22 protein-coding genes and 1 rRNA gene are annotated in these 23,384 nt (G+C 57.4%); 1 reads left to right on the forward strand and 22 read right to left on the reverse strand.

Annotation, left to right across the window (positions count from 1 at the left end; translation table 11 throughout):
- Positions 1-118, reverse strand: a 16S ribosomal RNA gene (locus tag ETC00_RS07085); the annotation flags it as partial.
- Positions 119-385: 267 nt separating this feature from the next.
- On the opposite strand from ETC00_RS07085, the gene ETC00_RS07090 reads away from it, so the two are divergent.
- The gene (locus ETC00_RS07090; RefSeq protein WP_216369343.1) at positions 386-1,063 is read left to right on the forward strand and encodes an endonuclease/exonuclease/phosphatase family protein; all 678 of its coding nucleotides are present in this window, start codon (positions 386-388) and stop codon (positions 1,061-1,063) included.
- Here ETC00_RS07090 and ETC00_RS07095 read toward each other — a convergent pair.
- The 21 genes from ETC00_RS07095 to ETC00_RS07195 all read right to left on the reverse strand — a co-directional run bounded on the left by ETC00_RS07095 (position 1,020) and on the right by ETC00_RS07195 (position 23,368).
- The gene (locus tag ETC00_RS07095; RefSeq protein ID WP_171565299.1) at positions 1,020-2,501 is read right to left on the reverse strand and encodes an alkaline phosphatase family protein; all 1,482 of its coding nucleotides are present in this window, start codon (positions 2,499-2,501) and stop codon (positions 1,020-1,022) included. The two genes, ETC00_RS07090 and ETC00_RS07095, sit on opposite strands and share 44 nt — an antisense overlap.
- A gap of 110 nt (positions 2,502-2,611) precedes the next feature.
- Positions 2,612-4,123 (reverse strand): S41 family peptidase, encoded by a 1,512-nt coding sequence (locus ETC00_RS07100; protein ID WP_171565300.1) that lies wholly within the window; start codon positions 4,121-4,123, stop codon positions 2,612-2,614.
- Positions 4,120-6,114, reverse strand: a complete 1,995-nt coding sequence (locus ETC00_RS07105; RefSeq protein ID WP_171565301.1) for an S-layer homology domain-containing protein — start codon at positions 6,112-6,114, stop codon at positions 4,120-4,122. The genes ETC00_RS07100 and ETC00_RS07105 overlap by 4 nt, the downstream gene beginning before the upstream one ends.
- A gap of 110 nt (positions 6,115-6,224) precedes the next feature.
- Complete coding sequence (locus ETC00_RS07110) at positions 6,225-7,340, reverse strand: Nif3-like dinuclear metal center hexameric protein (protein WP_171565302.1); 1,116 nt, start codon at positions 7,338-7,340, stop codon at positions 6,225-6,227.
- Positions 7,316-8,053 carry a tRNA (adenine(22)-N(1))-methyltransferase gene (locus ETC00_RS07115; RefSeq protein ID WP_171565303.1) on the reverse strand — a complete coding sequence of 246 codons (738 nt, stop codon included), beginning with the start codon at positions 8,051-8,053 and terminating at the stop codon, positions 7,316-7,318. The genes ETC00_RS07110 and ETC00_RS07115 overlap by 25 nt, the downstream gene beginning before the upstream one ends.
- A 118-nt stretch (positions 8,054-8,171) precedes the next feature.
- A complete protein-coding gene (locus ETC00_RS07120) occupies positions 8,172-9,311 on the reverse strand; it encodes an acyl-CoA dehydrogenase (RefSeq protein ID WP_171565304.1) in 1,140 nt (379 codons plus the stop codon).
- A gap of 161 nt (positions 9,312-9,472) precedes the next feature.
- On the reverse strand, positions 9,473-9,637 hold the full coding sequence (locus tag ETC00_RS07125) for a hypothetical protein (protein WP_171565305.1): 165 nt from the start codon (positions 9,635-9,637) through the stop codon (positions 9,473-9,475).
- Between the two features lie 67 nt (positions 9,638-9,704).
- A complete protein-coding gene (locus tag ETC00_RS07130) occupies positions 9,705-10,610 on the reverse strand; it encodes a hypothetical protein (protein WP_171565306.1) in 906 nt (301 codons plus the stop codon).
- Positions 10,611-10,741: 131 nt separating this feature from the next.
- A complete protein-coding gene (rpoD, locus tag ETC00_RS07135; RefSeq protein WP_171565307.1) occupies positions 10,742-11,866 on the reverse strand; it encodes an RNA polymerase sigma factor RpoD in 1,125 nt (374 codons plus the stop codon).
- Positions 11,867-11,900: 34 nt separating this feature from the next.
- Positions 11,901-13,781: a DNA primase gene (dnaG, locus tag ETC00_RS07140; protein WP_171565308.1), complete on the reverse strand. Its 1,881-nt coding sequence runs from the start codon at positions 13,779-13,781 to the stop codon at positions 11,901-11,903.
- 193 nt (positions 13,782-13,974) lie between these two features.
- Positions 13,975-14,805, reverse strand: coding sequence for a pyruvate, water dikinase regulatory protein (locus ETC00_RS07145; protein ID WP_216369345.1), 831 nt, complete (start codon positions 14,803-14,805; stop codon positions 13,975-13,977).
- Between the two features lie 17 nt (positions 14,806-14,822).
- Positions 14,823-15,470, reverse strand: a complete 648-nt coding sequence (ccpN, locus tag ETC00_RS07150; protein ID WP_029097288.1) for a transcriptional regulator CcpN — start codon at positions 15,468-15,470, stop codon at positions 14,823-14,825.
- A 120-nt stretch (positions 15,471-15,590) separates the two neighbouring features.
- Complete coding sequence (gene glyS, locus ETC00_RS07155; RefSeq protein WP_171565309.1) at positions 15,591-17,663, reverse strand: glycine--tRNA ligase subunit beta; 2,073 nt, start codon at positions 17,661-17,663, stop codon at positions 15,591-15,593.
- Complete coding sequence (gene glyQ, locus ETC00_RS07160; RefSeq protein WP_171565310.1) at positions 17,656-18,603, reverse strand: glycine--tRNA ligase subunit alpha; 948 nt, start codon at positions 18,601-18,603, stop codon at positions 17,656-17,658. The genes glyS and glyQ overlap by 8 nt, the downstream gene beginning before the upstream one ends.
- Before the next feature lie 483 nt (positions 18,604-19,086).
- Positions 19,087-19,839 (reverse strand): DNA repair protein RecO, encoded by a 753-nt coding sequence (gene recO / locus ETC00_RS07165; RefSeq protein WP_171565311.1) that lies wholly within the window; start codon positions 19,837-19,839, stop codon positions 19,087-19,089.
- Positions 19,830-19,982: a YqzL family protein gene (locus tag ETC00_RS07170; protein ID WP_171565312.1), complete on the reverse strand. Its 153-nt coding sequence runs from the start codon at positions 19,980-19,982 to the stop codon at positions 19,830-19,832. The genes recO and ETC00_RS07170 overlap by 10 nt, the downstream gene beginning before the upstream one ends.
- A gap of 91 nt (positions 19,983-20,073) precedes the next feature.
- Positions 20,074-20,988 (reverse strand): GTPase Era, encoded by a 915-nt coding sequence (gene era / locus ETC00_RS07175; RefSeq protein ID WP_171565313.1) that lies wholly within the window; start codon positions 20,986-20,988, stop codon positions 20,074-20,076.
- Positions 20,981-21,379, reverse strand: a complete 399-nt coding sequence (locus ETC00_RS07180) for a cytidine deaminase (protein ID WP_171565314.1) — start codon at positions 21,377-21,379, stop codon at positions 20,981-20,983. Before ETC00_RS07180 ends, era begins: the two co-directional genes overlap by 8 nt.
- Before the next feature lie 124 nt (positions 21,380-21,503).
- A complete protein-coding gene (locus ETC00_RS07185) occupies positions 21,504-21,887 on the reverse strand; it encodes a diacylglycerol kinase (protein ID WP_171565315.1) in 384 nt (127 codons plus the stop codon).
- Positions 21,888-21,897: 10 nt separating this feature from the next.
- Complete coding sequence (gene ybeY, locus ETC00_RS07190; RefSeq protein WP_171565316.1) at positions 21,898-22,377, reverse strand: rRNA maturation RNase YbeY; 480 nt, start codon at positions 22,375-22,377, stop codon at positions 21,898-21,900.
- A 16-nt stretch (positions 22,378-22,393) separates the two neighbouring features.
- The gene (locus ETC00_RS07195) at positions 22,394-23,368 is read right to left on the reverse strand and encodes a PhoH family protein (RefSeq protein ID WP_171565317.1); all 975 of its coding nucleotides are present in this window, start codon (positions 23,366-23,368) and stop codon (positions 22,394-22,396) included.
- Between the last annotated feature and the right edge of the window lie 16 nt (positions 23,369-23,384).

A 23,384-nucleotide genomic window follows, 5' to 3' on the forward strand; every position in this document is an offset into this window, starting at 1 on the left:
TTACTCACCCGTCCGCCGCTAACCTGTCTGGAGCAAGCTCCATACAGGTCCGCTCGACTTGCATGTATTAGGCACGCCGCCAGCGTTCGTCCTGAGCCAGGATCAAACTCTCCAATAAAGTTGAGTTAAAAATTACTGGCTGCTGCATCAACAGCGATTGTACAGGCTGATTCTATCCGGTTTTCAAGGAACATCATGTCGCAAGTAGTTTCTTCCTTTACGCTTCAAGCGACGCTTTTTAATATAGCATAGGCTAAAAATAAATGCAACAGGAAATTCTAAGTAAGTTGGGTCGCATTTTTCGAGGTTCGACAAAGACAAACAATTGGGCAATATGACCATACTACAAGCAGAGATGTCCATTACAAAGAAAAGGAGAACAGACATGATACGGGTCGTCAGTTATAACATTCACAGCGGACGGGACTTGTTTTGGCGCAAACGGCTGAACGAAATGGCTGCGACGCTGCGCGAAATGCAGGCAGACGTGATCGGCCTGCAGGAAGTCCATCAGAACGGCAAATACGGCTTTCAAGCTGCCTATCTGGCGGACGCGCTGGAGTACGAATTCGCCTTTGCCCCGTCAATCACCATCGCGGACGGCCATTACGGAAACGCCTTGTTGACGCGTTTGCCCGTCGAGCATGTCGGACGGTTGGATTTGCCGGCCAAAAAGGAGAAACGCTGCGCCCTGCAAGCAACCCTCTCCTGCGCTGGCATCCACATATCGTGCTGGGTGACCCACTGCAGCCTCAATCAAGCAAGCCGACTGGCGCAGATAAAGCTGCTCACGGACAAGGCCGCGAAAATGAACACTCCCCTGCTGCTGATGGGGGATTTCAACGCTGTTAACGTCTCGTTTGCCCCGATGCTTACTGACTGCGCACTTGCCACCGGACAGGACCGCCTCGCGACGCTGCCGACTTTTCGCCGCCGCATTGACTATCTGTTTGCATCCAGCCATTGGCGAATCATACACTACGACGTTGCGCCCGTAAAATGGTCCGATCACCTCCCAATCATCGCCGATCTCGAACTGCAACCCCAAGTTCCTGCAAAATGAAGTCCTTTACGTCGACCAACCGGGCGGGGACCGGAAACGGCCGGGACGCTCCCGCCACCAAAAGCGGGATCAGGGAGTCCTGCTTGTGCAGGGAACCGTGACTGCCGCCGCCCAGGTGCGTCGGCGACGCTTCTGACAAGAATTCAAAACCCTCGGCCGCCGTCAGCACAAGTACTGGCCCCCGCTGCGAAAACAAGGAACCGTACAGGCGGGAAAACGCATCCGGATACGTCCCGAAACAGATGTCCCGCCCCTCCTGTTCCACTTCCAGCACACCGCTATCTCCTTCCATCCCCCATTCGTTGCCGTACGGATCGCGAAGCGGCCCGCCCTTCCAAAACTGCAGAAATCGGTCGGACCCGCCGCGCCGCACCACCACGCGCTCCCCTTCCCGCCAGGCGATCAAATCAATCCGCGGGTCTTGCGAAACGGCAGCGCTCAAGGGAAGCAGATTCTCTTCCTTCAGCGGATAGAGGTACGTCATCCGCTCGTTGTTGCAGATGACGACGTCATACTCATCGGTCACGTCCGTCCCCAACCGGTGAATGGAAAAGCCGGCAAGCATCGCTTCCAGGTCGATGTTGTGCTCGTCGCTTTCACCGATCAGCGTCTGGCCGTGATCGCTGATAAAGATGCAGACGTTACGCTCCAGCACCTGTTCCCAGGAACTGTAGCTGTCCAAAAAACGCACCAACTGCTCATCCACTTCGGCCAGGTGCTCAACCGCCTCATGCGGCGAGACGTGCAGCTTGTGGTCGTTCTCCGGGAGATAGATCAGGGTAAAATCCGGCTGTTGGCCGCTGTTGATCACTTCGATCAGGACGTCAATGGCGTACGTATCGTTGATGCCGTACCCCTTGGCGGCAGACTGGGCCCAATTCCACACAATCGGGCGAAACAGGGCAGGGCGGACCAGCGTGCCCAGGCTCATGATCGTGGGGCCGCTAGCTTTTTCGCGCAGGTTGAAGCGGGTAACGGCATCCAGCACGGGCGGCATGTGCACCTTGTGGCGTTTGTGCCCGCGGTGGGCAATCACGTTGATCGAGCCAGAGACAAGCCCGTTTTCCTCCAGCACCTCGTGTATCGTCTTTACGTCCCGACTGAGGTGGCGTTCGTTCAAGTCGAACAGCACGTTTTTTGCGCAGTGTTCAAAGCCGAGTTTTCCAACCGAAGCGGTTCCGTTTATGTAGTTGATCATCTCGTTCGTCTCGGGATCGTACCAGACCAGTCCCGGCACCTTGTGCTGATCGGGGTATACACCCGTGATAAGCGAACAGTCGACGGAAGCGGTCATGGTCGGAAACACGGTCACGCAGTCCGAAATGTACTGCCCCCGCTCCATGAAAAACTGCAAACCGGGCGCTTTCCCCATCGCCACGCATCGCTCCAGCACATCCGACATCATGGAGTCGATGAGGAAGAGGAGAACTTTTTTCATCCGTCTGTCTTCCTTGTCCGTTAGTAGTTGTCGCACATGTTAGTGTTTGTCTTTTCATGTGCTCTATACAAAAAGGAAAAGCCCTGCCGAAGAAGGCAGGGGCTTCAAATTCATCGGGACGCGGCCGGTATTGGCGCCGTGTAGACGAGCACCGGCTCGTCGTTGATTTGTTGCAGTTTAAGCGTTTGGTGCCGCTGCAGGTACGGAGCGATCGGCACGTACTCCTGCTCCCCGACAGCGGCCTCGCCGAGCAGCGTGGAGAGAACGGCCGTCCTCACCAGCCACTGGCCGTTTTCCCGTTTGAACAAGGGATCGACCGCAGGAAACGCGATGCCGTTTATCACCGTGTCGCCGTTTTCTTCCGTCAGGCGATACGTCTGTACATGAAGCGATCGCAGGGCTTCCACAACCTGTGCCGCGTAGTCCTCCACCGCAAGGTCCGGCTCCAGACCGACGTGATTGACCACGGTGTGCTTGGGAGTAAAGTACTCGTGCAGCGTCAGCTTCAGCGCATCCCCGTTGGACAGCGGAATGATCTGTTGTGCGCTGCCTTTCCCGTAGGTTTTGCTGCCCACCAGCACGGCAATGCCGTGTTCGCGCAGGGCCCCCGCCACCAGTTCGGATGCAGAGGCAGTCCCTTCATTGACGAGTATGCGGACAGGATACCCGACGTTTCGGCCGTTGCGAACCCAGGTCTCTACTTCCACGCCGTTGCGGTTGGTCGTGTACATCAACAGACCTTCTTCCATGAACAAGCTGGCCACGTCACGAGCAGTGGACAGGTAACCGCCGCTGTTGTCGCGCAAATCCAGGATCAGCCCTTTCAAGGGGCGAACGCGGGAAAGCTGCTCCAGCTTGTCACGAAGCTGTACGGCCGCTGCCGATCCGAAGGTGGACAGGCTGACGTAGCCAATCGCGCTGCCTTCAAACAGGTCTCCTTCCACCTCGGGCATCGTCACGGCAGCCCGTTTCAGGCGGACCTGTTTTTCCCGTTTTTCCGAAGGGCGGTAGATGGTCAAAACGGCTTCGCTGTCTTCTTCTCCTTGCAGCAAGGCGAATGCTTCCTCAAAACTTTTGCCCTTGAGGGACTTGCCGTCTACTGCCAGCAATTGATCTCCTTTCCGCAGTTCGGAAGCGGCAGCCGGCGATCCCGGCACGATGTCACGGATCACCAGCAGTCCATCCAGCATCCGCAGACGGAAACCAAAGCCGACAAACTGGTTTTCGACGTCCGCCGCAAACACCCGTAACTCGTCCCGGGTGAAATACATCGTGTGCGGGTCGTCCAGCGTGGCAAGCATCCCGTCAATCGCCCAGCGGTTCAGCAGCGATTGATCCAGTCGTGCGGTACGCTGCCATTCCGCCAACCGCTGCACCATCTCCGGCAGCGTGTCGTCATCCTCCGAAGGTTTCAGCGTCAGGTGGGCTTGTTTGCCTGCCTCCTCGCTGACGTGACTGAGCGCTCCCTGTACCAACTGCTTGGCAGTGGGCTTGGTCAAATGATTGTCCAGTACATATTGAAATACTTCTGCTGTCACCGCAAACGGCTGTTCCTCCGCCTGCACGGGGACGGAAACGGCCGTCAGAACTGCGGCGAGCAGGCCCATGATCAAGCGCTTCATCGTGTCGCCCCCTTCACCGCTTCGTCCGGAATGCGCACATGCACCTCATAGGGGAAGGAATACGTTTCCTTGCCCGCAAAAGCCACGTACTCCTCGGTATCGTAAATCTCTTCATAGCGCCAGACCCGCTGCACCAGCAAATCCGTGTCGCGGTCGATGTAGTACTTGTTCATAAACACCGGGATCTGCTTCACCTTGCCGGCCTTAAACGAGCGGTTCTTCACCTGCTCCACCAAAGCGGGCCCGGGAATCCACTCGGTGATGACGTCGTAACGGCCGAGTGACTGCTTGAAATAGCGGGCGTGCAGGAGTTTCGCCCGTTCCGCGACGCTGAGTTCGGGTACCCATTCGTAGAGGAAATCAGCCTCGCCAATGCTGCTTTTTTCCCAAACTCCGCGTTCAACGTCTCGTTCGTAATGCAGTTTCTTACGGAGGTCCGTATAGCTCTCCCACTTGTCCAGCACGAGCTGCTGCGGGGACTGGAAGATACCGGACGTGTGGCCGATCCGTTCGCGTTGGTCCACTTCCTGTGTGTACTTCAACAAAAAGCCGCGCAGAACGGCCTCCCCGCGAGCGATGTAGCCGTCCTTGTTGTCCATCCGTTTGAATGTATGCGCAAGGTCCGTAATCAGCGAAGGCTGCTGCCGCAGCACAGCCAACTCCTGGGACAGCAGCTGCGCCAACTGCTGGACTGCGTCTGCCGCATCGGAGATGTCCGGACTGGCCAGCAACTTCTCCGCTTCATCCAGTCGGTTGGTTTCCACCAGATAGTACACCGCGTTGAGCAGTGCCTCCGTCTTTTTGTCGGCAAACGAGCGGTAGCGGGCCAGGGCTGCTTCCGTTTTGCCGCTTTTCACTTCCAACGCGGCCAGGTAAACGGCCAGCGATTGCCATTCTTCGGAACCTTGCCGCACTTTCGGTTCGTAGCTGCCCAGACGCTCCAGGATCTGCCCGTACACCGCAGGGTCTTCTGCCCCCATTTGCACCGCGATGTCGTAGACGTTGGCACAGAGCAGGCGAAGCGTGTCGGGCAGAATGATCTTGTCGGCGAAATACGCGTCGATGGCCAAAAATGCCTGGTCCAGATTGTCCGCAAGCGTGGTCCCCGAATTCCAGCTCAGGTAGTAGTGCACACCGACCTGGTTGTCAAACGTGGACCCGGCCAGACGCTCCAGGTCTGCAAACGTCTCCTCGCTGTCTTCGTGGTTGCGGATCGCTTCCACCGCTTGGACAAATGTCTCTTCGTCCTTGGTCAGCTGATTGGTGTAAGCCGCGAACATCGGAAACAGTTCCTGAATCTCCGGAATCGCAGGAAACTTTTGGCCGTTGTAATCAAGCAACGGCAGCAGCAAGTCCCCCTGCATGGAGGCGAGCAGCCGGTCGGCCACGACGGCAGCCTCACCCCGCTTCAGCTTCTGCTCCGGCCGACCGTCCATCCAACCAGTTTTGGAAATATTCTGCCAGGCCTGCTCCCCGTCTGTGCCCATCGTGTACATCTGCAGCAGTTTGGCCGCTTCCTCGCGGGTGATAGGCTGGTTGGGATGCAGTTCCTTGCCGGGAAACACCTGTTGAATCGCCCCGGGGCCGTACAGGCGCTCCAGCAAAACAGAGACGCGCAGGATCGGATCGTACATCCAGGTCAGCCGGTCCACATCCGCGTATGGCAGATACGGCTCGTCAAACCCTTCTCCAAAGCCGTACGCCTCGTGTTCGGACAAAAAGGTGAGCGGGTACAGATGAAGCTGTCCCAGTTCGTACAACCGATCCATCAAAGCGAGAAACTCGGCCCGGCTCATCTCCCGTTCCGGATAGAAGCGGTCAATGCCGGCGCCTGCCGCAAACAGGCCGGCCTTCACCCCGCGAACAATCGCTGCTTTGGCCCAGTGCTTCCCAATGTCCTCGTACGGGACTTCGCTGGCACGGGCGGTCACTGGGGCAAACAGCACCGAGGCGAGCAGCCCGCACGCCATGATTTGGATAGTTTTTCGCACAAAAATCCCCCTATCGTTTTACTCACACGCACCTTCCGCAAGCCGTATCGGCGCTCCGCCTGCGGTCAAACAGCCGGCTTTCCGCCTGTCGGCGGGCGCGCGCGGCCTGCCTATACAAATTGGAACGGATCCGTGTGTACGGAGGAAGGAAATACTTCCGTCTGGTAGCCGTTTGCTTTTAATTTTTCCGCCAGATAGGAAGCCAGCTTCTCTTTCATGATTTTTTCAATGTTGTGGCCGGCGTCGATGATAAACAGCCCCTCCGCCTGCGCGTCGTGAGCAGTATGATAGCCGATATCGCCCGTCACGAACACGTCGGCTCCGCGAAAAATGGCTTTGGACACAAACGAGCTGCCATCCCCGCCAACCACGGCCACTTTGCGCACAGGGGCGTCCAGATCGCCGACGACACGAACGCCGGTAAGCGAGAAACGCTCCTTGATCTGCTCCGCCAGCTCACGCAGTGTCACGGGCTGCGTCAGCTTGCCGATTCGGCCAATACCCAACCGGGTGCCGGACGCCTCCAGCGGAATTACGTCGTAGGCAACCTCTTCGTACGGATGGGCGGCCAGCATCGCCTTGATCACGGCGGCCTGACGGGAAGCCGGCATTACTGTCTCCAGCCGGACTTCTTCCACCCGCTCCAGCGTACCCTGCTGGCCGATGTGGGGATTGGTTCCCTCCCGAGGCAAAAACGTTCCCGTTCCTTCCACCTGAAACGAACAGTGACTGTAGTTGCCGACCCAACCGGCTCCTGCCACGGATACGGCTTGAAACACCGCGTCCCGATGGGAAAGCGGGACGTAGACGACCAGCTTTTTCAACGGCTCCTGATAGCTGACGTCCAGCACCTCCACATCGCTCAGACCGATCGCTTCGGCCAGCCAGTCGTTCAATCCGCCGGCGGCAGCGTCCAGGTTGGTGTGTGCCGTATAGACGGCGATGTCGTGTTTCAAGAGTTTTTCAAAGACCCGCCCGGCGGCCAGATCCGTGCGCAAGTGCTTGAGCGGCCGGTAAATCACCGCGTGGTGGGCAACGATCAGATCCACTTTTTCGGAGATGGCTTCGTCGACGACCTCCTCCAGCACGTCAAGGGCCACCATCACTTTTTTTACCTGCTTGTTCAACGTCCCGACGTGCAGGCCAATCTTGTCCCCTTCCAGCGCCAGCGCTTTGGGGGCCAACTGCTCCACGTATTGGATTACGGTTTGTCCGTGTGCAAACATGCGATCACCTCGTCTAACCATTCCAGTTCTGCTTCGATCTGCCGGGTCCGTTCCGCCGCCTCCGGCTTGCGCGACCGCTGCAGTTGGGACAGCACCCGCTGCCACTTGTCCCGCTCCTGCTGCCACTTTTTCAGGAGGATCGGCGACTTTTCCTCCCACAGGAACGGACCGATGCGCAGCAGTTCGTCCCGGCTGCGCTCCTTCCCTTCGTACGGCTTGACCGGCTCGCCCCGCTCCGCCACAAGGATTTCGTAGATGATGCCGTCTTCTTCCAAAATGGATTCCGCCACCAGCTGCCAACCGTTTTCCAGCAGCCAGCGGCGGACGAGTTCTTCTCCCACATTGGGCTGCAGGATCAGGCGCTGGACTCCCTCCAGCTTGTCAGTCCCGGCTGTGAGTATCGAGACAATCAATTGACCGCCCATGCCGGCGATGCAGACTGCGTCCACTTCGCCCGGGCGAAGGACCGACAGCCCGTCACCCTTGCGCACCGACGCACGGTCCCGCAACGCCAGCGTCTGGATTTGCCGGAGAGCCGCTTGATACGGACCTTCGTTCAGCTCTCCGGCGATCACGAACGAAGCGATGCCCCGCACAAGCAAATAAGAAGCCAGTAACGCGTGGTCCGAACCGATGTCGGCAACGCGGGCTCCCTGCGGACAATAGCGGGCAATCGTCTCAAGCCGCTTGGAAATGATTAATGATGATGTCATACCTGTTCTTCACCTTCCATGTCCTTTATTCTACCCTATTTCTCCAAGATTGCCCAATGCAAAAAAGCACGAAAAAACCCCGCCTTTTGACAAGGCAGGGAACACGTTCGCCACTCCATTAACAGCCGATTTCTCGGGCGATCACATTTCGCAGGATTTCCGAAGTGCCTTCGCCGATTTCCAGCAGACGGGCGTCGCGGAAGAAACGCTCCACCTGGTATTCCCGCATATACCCGTAGCCGCCGTGGATCTGGATTGCCTGATGGGTGACGGCCATCGCCACTTCCGACGCGTACAGCTTTGCCATCGCCGCTTCCTTGGTGAACTTTCGGCCGCTGTCTTTCAGCCAGGCAGCCTTGTACACCATATTGCGGGCCAATTCGATCTGCATCGCCATGTCCGCCAGCTTGTGCTGGATGGCTTGGAACTTGGAAATGGACTGACCGAATGCCGTCCGCTGCCGGGCGTACTCCAACGCCTTGTCGTACGCCGCCTGGGCGATACCGACAGCCATCGCGCCGATCCCGATGCGCCCGCCGTCCAGCGTGATCAGGAACTGCTTGAAGCCCTCGCCCTGCTTGCCGAGGATGTTTTCGTCCGGCACGCGAACGTTTTCCAAAATCAGCTCCGTCGTGTTGGAGCTATGCAGACCCAGTTTTTCGTAGTTGGCCAGCACCGTGAAGCCGGGCGAACCCGTCGGTACAATAAACGCGGTGATACCCCGCGAGCCTTTTTCTTTGTCTGTGACGGCCGTCAGCGCGACAAATTGGGCGTACGAGGCATTGGTAATGAAGCACTTCGACCCGTTGATCAGCCACCCGTCGCCGTCCCGCACGGCAGTCGTTTTCGTGCCGCCCGCGTCCGAACCGGCGTTCGGCTCCGTCAGGCCAAAGGCGCCCAAGCTCTCGCCGGAGCAGATTTTCGTCAGGTACTTCTGCTTTTGCGCTTCCGTGCCAAACAGGGCGAGCGGCGCCCCGCCCAGCGAGATGTGGGCCGAATAGGTGATCCCGGTCGAACCGCACGCACGGCTCAGTTCTTCGACGACAATGGCAAAGCTGACCGTATCCGCCCCCGCACCGCCGTACTCCTCTGGAAGCGGCAGCCCGAGCAGATTCAGCTCGGCCAGCTGCTTGAAAATCTCAACGGGAAACGTCTTGGTGCGATCCCGCTCATCCGCTCCCGGTGCCACTACTTCATCGGCGAACGAACGGATCATGCTTTTTAGCATCCGCTGTTCTTCCGTCAGGTCAAAGTGCATGGTTGTCCGCCTCCTTGCAAGCGATTTTTACTCGATCATCAAGATGTCACCCATTCTGACTGAGCGTTTGTTCAGATGGTATCTCCATTATACATCAGCAAACTGTCGGATGTGTATGTTTTTTCTGAAAAGTATTGATCGAGAAAACAAAAAAAGCGCGCTCACCGCCTGCGCGCCCCGATAACAATTCCCGCCATGAACGAGAGAATGCCCAGAATGTATCCAATATTATAGGTCGGAACGTTGACCACTTTGGCAAACGTCTCGACGCCGAAGAACACAGCGGCCAACACGATGAATAGCAATACCCGCCATTTGGTATCCACACACTTCACCTCGCACGTTGCATGTAGCCCAATCGTACACCTTTTTTGTCCACCGGCCAAGCAGGCTCTACAGTCTGAGCCACTGAAACCAGTAGGACCGCGTCAGAAAAAACAGCACGGAACTTGCGAATACTTTGACAAACAGCAGGAGCTGGATGACGTCCTGCCGAGCCTGTGGGATGTAGAGGGACTGAATCTCCGCGCCAAACCAGATGATCATGCCGCAGACGGCGAGAACGCCTGCCCACTTCGGATGACGGCCGTGCAGCAAAAATCCGAACCCGGTCATCAGGCAGGCAATCGGCACCCAGTACAGTTCCGCCCGCCACCAGGCATACCCTGTCCCCACCCGCTCAAGCGTGGCCACTCCATACACCAGGCTAAGTCCGATCAGCCCGCAGTACAGCAGATACTCATAACCGAACAGAAACGCGCTGGCGCACCACAGCAGACAGACGACGGCGAGGTACGCGAGCAGGAGCGAAAGTGACCCTTCCCACTGATTCAGGATGTAGACCCCGCCGAAAATCAGCAACAGGGACGACAGCCCCAGCAACAGATGGGGCAAAGGTGTGGCAGACCGGCGGAAAATGAATGCCAGTATATAGAAGAGAACCACAAAAAAGGTAAAGATGGCAATTTGCATTAAGGGGGTGAAACGGTTAAAATGGAAAGCAAGTAAGATCATTCCTGCAAGCAGGCAGGCGCCCAACAGCCAGGCCAGGATCATCTTCCCCGATACGGGATGGTTGCTCCCGGACACGTACGGCCGCGTTGTTTTCGTCCCTCCCGCAGACGCCGAAGCAGATCCTGTTCCCTTCTCTCCTTCTTTGCCAACGGCAGCAGGAGTTGGCGGACAATCTCCTTCGGTGTACAGATTCAACAAGAAGATGCAGTAATGTTCAGGCAGCAGGTTGTTGCGCCGCCAGTTTTCGATCTCGGCGATGATGATGCGTTTGCGCCGATCGTCCAACGCGAGCCCCTCCTCACGACAGGTACTATGGTGGAGGGCAAACTGCAGCAGCCGTGGGCGCGTATCGTTTGCCCGTTGGAAAAAGAAAAGCCTACGCCGGCTTCACGTAGGCCACTTACTACCTATATCGGTTATTCGAGGAAATCTTTTAAGCGTTTGCTGCGGCTCGGATGGCGAAGTTTGCGCAGGGCTTTCGCTTCGATCTGGCGAATCCGCTCACGGGTCACGCCAAACACCTTTCCTACTTCTTCCAGCGTGCGGGTGCGACCGTCATCCAAGCCAAAACGCAGACGAAGCACGTTTTCTTCGCGATCGGTCAGCGTATCCAGCACGTCTTCCAATTGCTCTTTCAAGAGTTCGTAAGCGGCTGCGTCAGACGGTTCCAGCGCATCCTGGTCTTCGATAAAGTCGCCCAGATGGGAGTCGTCTTCCTCGCCGATCGGCGTTTCCAGCGACACCGGTTCTTGTGCGATCTTCATGATCTCCCGCACTTTTTCCGGCGTCAGATCCATTTTTTCCGCGATCTCTTCCGGCAGCGGCTCTCGTCCCAGTTCCTGCAGCAGTTGGCGGGATACGCGAATCAGCTTGTTGATGGTCTCCACCATGTGAACCGGAATGCGGATCGTGCGCGCCTGGTCGGCAATGGCGCGGGTGATGGCTTGGCGAATCCACCAGGTCGCGTAGGTGCTGAACTTGTATCCCTTGCGGTAGTCGAATTTCTCAACGGCTTTGATCAAGCCCATGTTACCTTCCTGGATCAGGTCGAGGAACAACATGCCGCGACCGACGTAACGCTTGGCGATGGATACCACCAGGCGCAGGTTGGCTTCCGCCAGACGCCGCTTGGCCTCCTCATCCCCCTGCTCGATTCGCTGTGCCAGTTTGATCTCCTCTTCGGCGGAAAGCAGAGGAACACGACCGATTTCCTTCAGATACATGCGTACAGGGTCGTTGATCTTAATTCCGGGTGGTACGGAGAGATCGTCGAAGTCGAACTCTTCGGTGTCCTCGTCTTTCATGATCAAATCGTCCACATCGTCGTCGTCATCGCTGTCGTTGTTCAGCTCGATTCCCTGATCGCTCAGATATTCAAAGAACTCATCCATTTGGTCCGAGTCCTGCTCAAATCCGGAGAGGCGTTCCATGATTTCCTTGTATGACAGCGCACCGCGTTTTTTACCCAACTCGACCAACTGTTCCTTCACTTGTTCAATGGACGCTGCTTCCAAGTCTGACGTGATGTTTTGTTTGTTCATCTACTATCCCTCCTTCCCCGGGAATGATCGGATGCTACCCTTCCTTTAAAGCATTTTCCAATTCAAGAATCTTCATCCCTATGACGGCTGCTTGAATTTCCAGTTCTCTGCGCGCTTCCTCGCTGTCTGCGGAGGAGGCTTGGAGGTGCAGGCTGCGTTGTTCTTCCCGCAGTCGCTCCAGCTCGGCGCGCTTCGGGTAGTGATTCACTTGCTTGATGTAGTCCCCGATCTCTTGATCAGATACCTCTTCTTTACACTCCATCATCGCCAATCCCGAGGCTAATTGCTTTAACGATTCATCTTGCAGGTAATGGATAAACTGTCCAGGGTCTTCCGGATGTCCTTCTGCGAAGTAAGCGTACAGATAGGCAGCCAGCGCGTCGTGTTCATCCACCTGAAAAGAGGCATTGCACTCTGTCTGGACGCGTTCTGCAATGTGCCGGTTTCGCATCATGTAGTACAGCAGCATGCGCTCGGCCGTATGGTAAGCGGGCGGCAGTGTTTTTGCGCGCGTAACTTTTCCATTATTTATACTATTATTCCATGCTGGCGATACTTTATCCCTGTGGCTGTTATTTTTTTGCTGTTTGTACAGCCGACGGGCCTCCCACTTGAGCGTGTCAAGCGAGATTGAGTATTCTTCCGCCAACTGCCGCAAATACAAGTCCCGCTCTACCGGGCTGTTCAGTTCGATGACGATGGCAAGCGCCTTTTCGATGAACCGCGCCTGGTCTGTCTCATCCTGTATTACGTGGCTGGCGCGCAAATGTTTCAAGCGAAACGCGGTCACCGGCATCGCCTGCAGCAGCACCTGCTGCGAAAACGCCTCCGGGCCGTGCTGGCGGATGTAATCGTCGGGGTCTGTTCCCTGCGGCAGCGGTGCCACCCGCACGATCAGTCCGGCCTCCTGCAGGATGTGAATCGCCTTGGCCGTCGCCTCCTGGCCGGCAGCGTCTCCATCGTAGCAGAGGACGACCTGTTCCACGTTGCGGCGGATGATCCGCGCCTGCTGCTCGGTCAGTGCGGTCCCCAGTGTGGCAATGCCCTGGTGAAAACCGGCCTGCCATGCCGAGACGACATCGACGTAGCCCTCAAACAGCAGCGCCTGCTTTCGCTTTCGCATGAAAGGACGGGCCCGGTGCAGATTGAACAAGTTGGCGCTCTTGTTGAACAGCGGACTTTCCGGGCTGTTTAGGTACTTGGGCTGTTTGGCCTGCTGCCTGGATGCAGAAGCGGTTTCCAGCAGCCGGCCGCCAAAACCGATGATGTTTCCCTGCGAATCGTGGATGGGGAACATGATCCGTCCGCGAAAGCGGTCAAAGATGTTGCCTGTTTCACTCTTGACCAAGAGCCCCGCTTCCACCATCTGGTCCAGGGAAAAGCCGCGCTTTTGCAGAAACTGCGTGACGAAATCCCACGAATCGGGCGCGAATCCGATCTGAAAATCCGCAATGGTCTGCGGCGAAAGGCCGCGCTTCGACAGATAGGTCATCGCTTCCTTTCCGTAGGGCGTTTCCGTCAGGACGTAATGGTACAGTTTGCCGACCAATTGGTGGGCCGAAAGCATCGCCTGCTTGGCCCGATTCTCCGGCGGATCGTCATCCTCCTTGGCGTGCGTCATGGGCAGTTCAATCCCTGCGCGTTCCGCCAGCTTGTGCAGCGCTTCGGGGAAGGTCAACTGCTCCATCTTCATTAAAAAGGAAAAGACATCTCCGCCTGCCCCACAGCCAAAGCAATGAAAAAACTGTCGCTCCGCGTTGACGTTGAAGGAGGGTGTCTTTTCCGAGTGGAACGGACACAGACCGACGAACGACCGCCCACTTTTCCGGAGCTGAACGTATTCTCCCACCACGTCCACGATATCCACAGCGGCACGGACTCGGTTCACAAAATCAGCTGAATAGGGACCAGCCATGTCTTTCCACCTTTTTAGAGAATCGCACAATGAGGATATTTAGTTCGTCAAAATTCGTCATTTTCCTGCTGGGAAATGCACTCTTTTCTACTTTTCCACATTTCCGCAGACAATAAACGCCGCGCAGCCGCATTCAAAAAGGAAGGACGGCTATCTATTCTTCTACAAGAAACGCCAAAACCCTTTTTTTCTTCTACTTCTTTTCGCCACGCAGCTTGTTTTTGCGAATGATTTCCAGGATGATGTTGGCCGTCTCCTCCACAGCCTTGTTGGAGACGTCAATCACCGGGCAGCCAATCCGCTTCATGATCCGCTCCGAATACGCCAGTTCTTCGTTGATCCGTTCCAGATTGGCGTAGTTGGCCTGTGCGGTCAGGCCCAAGGCTTTCAGGCGCTCGGTGCGGATGCTGTTCAGCTGCTCGGGGTTGATCGTCAGCCCGACACAGCGCTCCGGCGGGAGTTGGAACAGTTCCTCCGGCGGTTCCACTTCCGGCACGAGCGGTACGTTGGCCACCTTCAGCCGTTTGTTGGCCAGGTACATCGAGAGCGGCGTCTTCGACGTGCGGGAAACGCCGATCAGCACCACGTCAGCGCGCAAAAGTCCGCGCGGGTCACGGCCGTCGTCGTACTTGACGGCAAACTCAATGGCGTCCACCTTGCGAAAATACTCCTCGTCCAGGCGGCGAACCAGACCCGGTTTGCCAATCGGCGGCTCGTTGAGCATCACCTGCAGGGAGTTCATCAGCGGCCCCATTACATCGACGATAGGAATGGCGTGCAAGGCGGCCTGTTCCAAAATGTACGCCTTCAGTTCGGGCACCACCAACGTAAAAACGATCATCGCTTTCGATTCCTTGGCCGAAGCGATGATTTCGTCGATGGATTCCTTGTCTTCTATATAGGGGTACTTGTACACGTCGATCGCGAAACGGTCGAACTGGCTGGCCGCTGCACGGACGACCAGCTCGGCGGTTTCGCCTATGGAATCAGAGACGACATAGATGAGCTGTGCTTGTTGAACCATGTGTATCGCTTCTCCTCCTAGACTTTCGATTCGCTGCCCAATTCCACAAACGCCTTGGCGATCGTCGTCTTCGTCACCCTGCCCACCAGCTCGTAATTTCGGCTGTCCTCTCCCTCGGCGGGACGGACAACGGGCAGCGAGTCGATCTGAAAGTCGATCAACTTTTTGGCGGCCGAATACAGGGTGTCCTCCGGCTGACAGGTAACAATGTTCGGCATGCGGGTCATGATGATCCCGACCGGCACGTCTTCCAGCGATTTGTTGCCGAGCGAAGCGCGCAGCAGGTCCTTGCGGGAGAGAACACCAGCCAGATAGCCTTTCTGGTTGACGACGAACAGCGTGCCTACGTCTTCCAGAAACAGTGTGACGATCGCGTCGTAGGCGGAAGCCGATTCGGAAACAACGATGGGCATCGCCTTGTAGTCATTGACGAGAAGCTTGTGAAGCCGTTCACTTATGACCGAGCCGGCAGGTCTGCCTGCATAAAAATAACCGACACGAGGTCTGGCTTCTAAATAACCGGACATCGTAAGGATTGACAGGTCGGGACGCAGCGTGGCCCTGGTCAGGTTGAGCCGCTCTGCGATCTGTTCGCCGGTAATCGGTCCTTCATCCTTAACGATCTGTAAGATCTGCTCTTGGCGTTTGGTAAGCTCGATGACCAATCCCCCCGGTTCATGTCTGGTACCTATCCCTAGTATTACTCTATTCGCACAGATTTTCCTTCTTTCCGCGGGAAAAAAGCTCGCCCCCGCCGGGCAGGCGGAGGCGTGTGCAGCCAGTCATCAGGCAAAAACCAGTTTGGAAAAATCGGCATATGCGCCAATCAGGCGGGAGATGTTGAGCAGGAGCGCCAGTCGGTTGCGGCGGACGGCTTGATCGTCAGCCATGACCATGACGGCGTCGAAGAACGATTGGATGGGCTCGCGCAGCTGGGACAGTGTCGCCAGCACCTGAGCCTGATCGTCGAGGCCCGTCACCTGCTCACGCACGGACAGATACGCCTTGTACAGGGTGCGTTCTGCGTCCTCGGTGAAGACGGCTTCGTCGATCGCGTCCCCCTCCGCTTTTTGTGCCAGATTGCCGGCCCGGTTGAACTGTTCCACGGTCAGCTTGAAGTCGTCCGATTGTACCGCTGCCATCAGCGCTTTCGCTTTGGCCAGCACGTCCGGCACCAGCGCGATGTCCGCCGACAGCACGGCGTCGATTACATCGTAACGAATCTGGTCTTCCTGCAGCGCATTTTTCAGTCGCAGCGCGAAGAAATCAGCCAGGTCTTTCTTCACCTCATCCCGGCCGCGCTTGGTTACGCCCTGAGCGGCATAGATGTCCAATGCGGCATCCCACAAGCGGTCCAGCGGCATATTCCAGCCGCGATCGAGCAGGATTGCCACGATTCCCGCCGCCATCCGGCGCAGTCCGTACGGGTCCTGCGAGCCGGTGGGGACGATGCCGATGGAGAAGCAGCCGACGATCGTGTCCAGCTTGTCCGCGATGCTGACAGCTGCACCTTCGGCAGACTGCGGCAGTTGGTCGCCGGCAAAACGGGGCAGGTAGTGTTCGAAGACACCTCGCGCCACCTCGTCGCTTTCACCTGCCTTGCGGGCGTAATCCTCGCCCATGATGCCCTGCAGTTCGGGAAATTCGCCCACCATGTTGGTCACCAGGTCAAACTTGGCAATCTCCGCGATGCGGTCCACGCGGGCGGCCTCCGCATTGCCCAGCTCCAGCTGACCGGCGATACGGCCTGCCAGATCGCGAATCCGGCGCACCTTGTCGCCGATCGTCCCCAGTTCTTCGTGGAAGACGATCGTCTCCAGCCGCTTCAGGCAGCTGTCGATCGACAGCTTTTGATCCTCCTCATAGAAGAAGCGGGCGTCGGACAGGCGAGCGCGCAGCACTTTTTCGTTTCCTTTGGCCACGTTGTCCAGCGCGCGGCTGTCGCCGTTGCGGACTGTGATAAAGTGGTTGAGCAGGTTGCCAGCCCCATCCTCTACCGGGAAGTAGCGCTGGTGCTCGCGCATCGAGGTGACCAGCACCTCGCGCGGAATGGAGAGAAATGCTTCGTCAAACGTGCCGTACAGCGCCGTCGGATACTCGACCAGATGAACCACTTCGTCCAGCAGGCCTTCATCCATCGGCACGCGCCAGCCGTTTTCCCGCTCCAATCGGTGAATCTGCTCAAGGATGGAACGGCGCCGTTCGTCCGGGTCGACGATGACGTGCTGTTCCGACAGCTTGGCCGCGTACTCGCCCGGATGGGTCAGCGCCACGTCCTGACTGCCGAGGAAGCGGTGGCCGCGCGTCACGCGTCCCGATTTAACACCGGCGATCTCCATCTCGATCACGTCTTCACCGAAGAGGGCCACCAGCCAGCGGATCGGGCGCACGTACTTCAGCTCATACGCGCCCCAGCGCATGTTTTTCGGGAACGTCATGCCGGCGATCACATCAGCCAGTGCGGGCAGCAGTTCCTTGGTTGCTTTCCCGGCTTCCGACTTGCGGGCAAACACGTACTCGACGCCGTTCACGTCCTTGAAGTAGAGCCGATCGACGTCTACGCCGTTGCTGCGGGCAAAACCCTGCGCCGCCTTGGTCCAGTTGCCGGACTCGTCCATGGCGATTTTGCGGGCCGGTCCTTTCGCTTCGTCGTTGCGGTCCGGCTGTTTCTCCGCCACTCCGCTCACCAGAACGGCAAAGCGGCGCGGTGTCTCGTAGGAAAAGACCGCGTCGTAGGGAAGGCGTTCCGCCGCCAGCCATTTTTCCACCTTTTCCTTCAACTGCGCGGCCGCTCCGGCGACGAAGCGGGCCGGCATTTCTTCCGTACCGATCTCCAGCAACAAGTCGCGCTTACTCATCTGCGTTCACTCCTTCCTCACGGCTGGACGCGCTGTTGTGCGCAGCCGCCTCCTCGCTCGATTGTCCTTTTTTCAGCAAGGGGAAGCCGAGCCGTTCGCGCTCTGCCAGATAGGTGTGAGCCACTTCGCGGGACAGGTTGCGGACGCGGGCGATGTAGCCGGTCCTCTCCGTCACGCTGATCGCCCCCCGCGCATCCAGCAGGTTGAACGTGTGGGAGCACTTTAGCACGTAGTCATAGGCCGGAAACACCAGCCGCTCTTTCATCAGGCGCTTTGCTTCCGCCTCGTAGGTGTTGTACAGATTGAACAGCATGTCCACGTCGGACAGCTCAAACGTGTATTTGGAATGCTCGTACTCCGGCTGCAGGAAGACGTCGCCATAGGTGTAGCCGTTGACCCACTCCAGCTCGAAGACATTTTCCTTTTCCTGGATGTAGGACGCGAGGCGCTCCAAGCCGTAGGTGATCTCCACCGCCACCGGCTTGCATTCCAGTCCGCCCACCTGTTGGAAATAGGTGAACTGGGTGATTTCCATGCCGTCCAGCCACACTTCCCAGCCCAGGCCCCAGGCGCCAAGCCCCGGGTGCTCCCAGTTGTCCTCGACAAAGCGGATGTCGTGTTCCAGCGGTTCAATGCCCAGTTCGCGCAGACTGTCCAGGTAGATGTCCTGAATGTTGTCCGGCGACGGTTTCATGATCACTTGGAACTGATGGTGCTGGTACAAGCGGTTGGGGTTTTCCCCGTAACGGCCGTCGGCAGGCCGGCGGGACGGCTCCACGTAAGCCACATTCCACGGCTCCGGCCCGATCGCGCGGAGAAACGTCATCGGGTTGAGCGTGCCGGCCCCTTTTTCCACGTCGTACGGCTGCACAATCAAGCAATTTTGTTTTGCCCAAAAGTTTTGCAGCGTCAAGATGATGTCTTGAAAGGTCTTTTTCATGGTTCGTTCCACCTCCTGAAGGTAACAAAAACTCCAAGCGAAGCCTGCACAGCACGATCAGGCGTGAAAGCGCCCGTGTGCCATGGCCCCTGTTGGAAAGGACGCTGGTCTGCCGAATCAGGCCGCAGCTTAAAAAAAGCCGCTCCCCCCTGATTCAGCAAAAAACCTCCCGCCGCCTACACCGTGTCTTCCACAGTGTAGGGACGAGAGGTTATCCCGCGGTTCCACCCTACTTGACGAATCGGCATACCGGCCTCATCGTCCGCTTTTGCTGTTCACCTTGCTCCGGAACGCCGTTCATCGACATGACTACCAGGCTTCCACCCTCCCCGGTTCGCTACGTGAGAAGACGCGACGCCTTCTCGATCAGCCAGCGGTCGACTACTCCTTTCCTTCACAGCAACGGTCGATATCACATTTGGTACTTATCATAGCGAAAAGCAAAACGGATGTCAATGCAGATCCACATGACATTCCGGCCGGCTACAAGCCGATGTTTTCGATCTGATCCAGAAACGCCCGACTTTTCAGCCGCAAATCGAGATGTTGGTCCAAAAAGCTGCGCAGCACGTGTTTGAGCTGGCTGCGCGTCGCAGGTTTCACTTCAATCTCGCCCAGCCGCTCCAGATCAAACACCTGAAACAGGCGAAGCAGCTTCCAGACCGACGGGGTGACGGCGATTGCATACGGGTCCTGCGGAAGGCAGACGGGACAGATGAGTCCTCCCTGCGACACGCTGATCGCATATGGCTCCCGCTCCGCCCCGCAGCTGGCACATCCCGACAGGTGCGGGGCAATGCCCGCCACCCGCAGCATTTTTGTCTCGAAGATCCGGCAGAGAATTTCCGCATCCCTGCCTTCATCCAGATATCGAAACAGCAGCAATACCATGTGAAACAAAAAAGGATTGGCTTCCCGTTCATCCGTCAACCGGTCCAACAGCTCCGCTATGTACGCGGCATAAGCCGTGGCAGCCAGGTTTTGCCGCAAGTCCCGAAACGACTCCACGATCTCTCCCTGGGACAGGTCAGGCATGCCGCTTCCAGGCCCTGCCTTGCACAGATAGTATCCATGGGTAAACAGTTGGGAGACGGCCCCCAGGCGGCTTTTCGGCTTTTTCGCGCCGCGGGCCATGATGCCCACTTTGCCGTGCTCCCGCGTAAACAACGTCACCACTTTGCTGGACTCGCCATAGTCCACGCTGCGGATGACAATGCCTTCCCACTTTACAAGCATGCGTGTGTTTCACCCGGCTCCTTTTGGGCGAATTCAAACGTGTCCTCCTCGTCGGCAGTCGTTTGAAGGTGTTCTCTGTAGAGAAGGTAAGCATGGATGTCACCGGTCGAAGCGAAATATTTCCAAGAAAAGTCACGAAGCATGAAGCATCATCCTTTCTTGTTTCGGCTGAATCCACTTCCTTCTTAGATTCACCTGCGCCCGTTTTTCTATGCCATGGAAAAATTGACACCGCTATTCTTCATCGTAAAAACCAAAATTGCGCAGCATTCGCTCCTGATTGCGCCAGTCTTTTTTCACCTTGACCCACAGTTCCAGAAACACCTTGTCCCCCATCAGCCGCTCGATGTCCAGACGGGCGCGGCGGCCGATTTCCTTGAGCATCTGCCCTCTCTCGCCGATCAGGATGCCTTTCTGCGAATCCCGCTCGACGTAAATGGCCGCGTAGATGTACAGGGTCTTTCCGTTTTCGCCCCGCTTCATTTCTTCAACCGTCACGGCGATCGAATGGGGCACCTCTTCGCGGGTCAGATGCAGCACCTTTTCCCTGATCAATTCGGCCACGATGAAGCGCTCGGGGTGGTCGGTCACCTGGTCGGGCGGGTAGTACATCGGCCCTTCTTCCATCTCGTCAAAGATGGCCTGGATCAGCGGCCCGGTGTTGTTCCCCTCCAGAGCGGAAATCGGGATGATCTGTTTGAACTCGTACAGCTTCCGGTATTCGTCGATGATCGGCAGCAGTTCCTCCGGGTGAACCTTATCAATTTTGTTGATCACCAGAAAGACGGGAGTTTTTACCTGCTTGAGCCGCTCAATGATGTAATCGTCACCCGGCCCCCGTTTTTCCGTTGCGTCGATGACAAACAGCACCAGGTCCACTTCGTTGAGCGTGTTTTCCGCGACGGCGACCATGTAGTCGCCCAGCTTGGACTTGGGCTTGTGAATCCCCGGCGTGTCCAGGAAGATGACTTGTCCCTGCTCTGTCGTGTAGACGGCGGTAATCTTGTTGCGCGTCGTCTGCGGTTTGTTGGACATGATCGCAATCTTCTGGCCGACGATGTGGTTTAACAGCGTGGATTTCCCCACGTTGGGCCTGCCCACAATGGAGACAAACCCGGATTTGAAACCTTTTTTCGTGCGATTATCCACGTAAATCCTCCTTGGCAAACGCCCCGGGAAGCAGGGCGGATACTGTTGTTTCTGTCACGTCACCGTTCATGTTGGCAAGGATGACCGGCATGTCGGGCGGGCACAGCTCCGCCATCACCTGCCGGCACGCGCCGCAGGGAGAGACCGGATTCGGCGTGTCAGCCACCACGGCGATCGCCTTGTAACGGGTATCCCCTTCGGAATACGCCTTAAACAGCGCGGTCCGCTCCGCGCAGTTGCACAGCGGGAAGGAGGCGTTCTCGATATTGCAGCCGAGATACACCTTGCCGCTGTCGGTCAAGAGTGCCGCTCCCACAGGAAAGTTGGAATACGGCACATACGCCAGCTTTCTCGCTTCTTTCGCTTGCTCCAGCAGGGCTTGTTTATCCATGTTCATCATCACCGTTCCCTCGCCAATCAATACATTTCAATACATATGTAGTGGGTAAAGCAAACGCGAGGCACCCGCCGGCCTGCAGGCGGTGCCGCAGAGCCGCACCAGGCCAGTCCTCCTGTTACACGGCCAGCCATACCGTGAGTTTCCCCCAGAGCGGTGGGCCGAAAACAGCGACGCCGATTACGACGGACAGGACAGCCGCCACCAGGACGGCACCGGCACAAGCGTCCTTGGCCGTTTTGGCCTTCGCGTGCCACTCGGGGGAGGACAAATCGACTGCTGCCTCCAGGGCGGTATTGACCAACTCGAGCGCCCACACCAGCGCGATAGAAAAAAAGACCAGCAAAACATCGCCGCGAGGAATGCGCAGCCACCACGCCGCCGCCAGCGCCAGCACGGCAAATGCGACGTGGATTTGCATGTTTCGCTGTGTCTTCACGGTTTGGACTATGCCTTGCAGGGCATAGGAAAAGCTGCTGACCAAACGGCGCCACTCTTTCAAACGCTATCGCCTACCTCGTCAAACCAATCTGCTGCAGCACTGCCTCCTGACGGGAAAACATCTCTTTCTCCTCTTCCTCCGTGCCGTGGTCGTACCCGAGCAGATGGAGAAAACCGTGAACAGCGAGAAAACCCAGTTCCCGTTCGAGCGAGTGTCCATACTCTGCCGCCTGCTCCTCCGCCTTGGGAACGGAAATGACAATGTCCCCCAGCATGTTGGGGAGCGCGTCCAACGCTTCCTCGTCCAAATAAATGTCCATTTCTCCCTCTCCCGACTCGTTCATCGCAAACGACAGCACGTCGGTGGGACGGTCAACGCCACGGTATTGGCGGTTCAGCTCATGGATGCGCTCGTTGTTCACCAGCGTCACCACCACTTCGCCGTCCACGCCTTCCCGCTCAGCAGCCGCTTCCAGGCAGCGGACGATCAGGTCCTGCAGGGATTCGTCAATCGGTTGGATTTCGTCGTGAAGAATTTCTACGGATAGCACGGGTACCCAATCTCCTTTACCGGTAGCTGTGTTCGTGTTCGTCTTTGGCGTACGCTTCGATGATCTTCTGCACCAGGCTGTGGCGCACCACGTCCGCTTCCTGGAAGCGGATAAATGCCACTTCGGGGATCGGGGCCAGAATGCGCTCTGCTTCCCGCAAACCCGATTTTTTCCCTTTGGGCAGGTCGATCTGGGTCACGTCGCCGGTAATCACCATTTTGGAACCGAAGCCCAGACGGGTGAGAAACATTTTCATTTGTTCAGGCGTGGTGTTCTGCGCTTCGTCCAGGATGACAAAGCAGTCTTCCAGCGTTCGCCCGCGCATGTATGCCAGCGGAGCCACTTCAATCAGCCCGCGCTCCATCATCTTGGCCACCTGTTCCGTGCCCAGCATGTCGTACAAGGCGTCGTAGAGCGGACGCAGATAGGGGTCCACTTTTTCCTGCAAGTCGCCGGGCAAAAAGCCGAGGCTCTCTCCTGCCTCCACGGCCGGGCGCGTCAGCACGATGCGCTTGACTCGTCCGTTTTTCAACGCGTTGACCGCCATTACCACAGCCAGGTACGTTTTGCCGGTACCGGCCGGCCCGATGCCAAACACGATGTCGTGCCGCTTGATGGCGGACAGGTAGTGGCGCTGTCCCAGCGTCTTGGCGCGAATCAGCTTGCCCTTTTGGGTGCGAGCCACTTCCTCGTCGTAGACGTCCAGCAATTGTTCCGCTTCTCCCCGTTCCACCAATTGCAGCGCGTACGAGACGTCGCGCTCGGACAGGGCGATGTCCCGCCGAATCAGCTGGAGCAGGACGGCAAACAAGCGGGAGAGCTTATCCACTTCGGCCTTTTCGCCGCTGATGACCAGCTCGCCGCTGCGTGTCATGATTTTTGCTGTGGTCGTTTCCTCGATCAATTTGAGATATGCATCGTGGGGACCGAACAGCAACAACGCTTCCGATGCGTCAACAAACGGAATTTTTACCTCTTCTTGTACGTGCAACAGGCTTCCATCTCCT

It is taken from the genome of Brevibacillus sp. MCWH (assembly GCF_013096935.1).
Taxonomy (GTDB): Bacteria; Bacillota; Bacilli; order Brevibacillales; family Brevibacillaceae; genus Brevibacillus; species Brevibacillus aydinogluensis.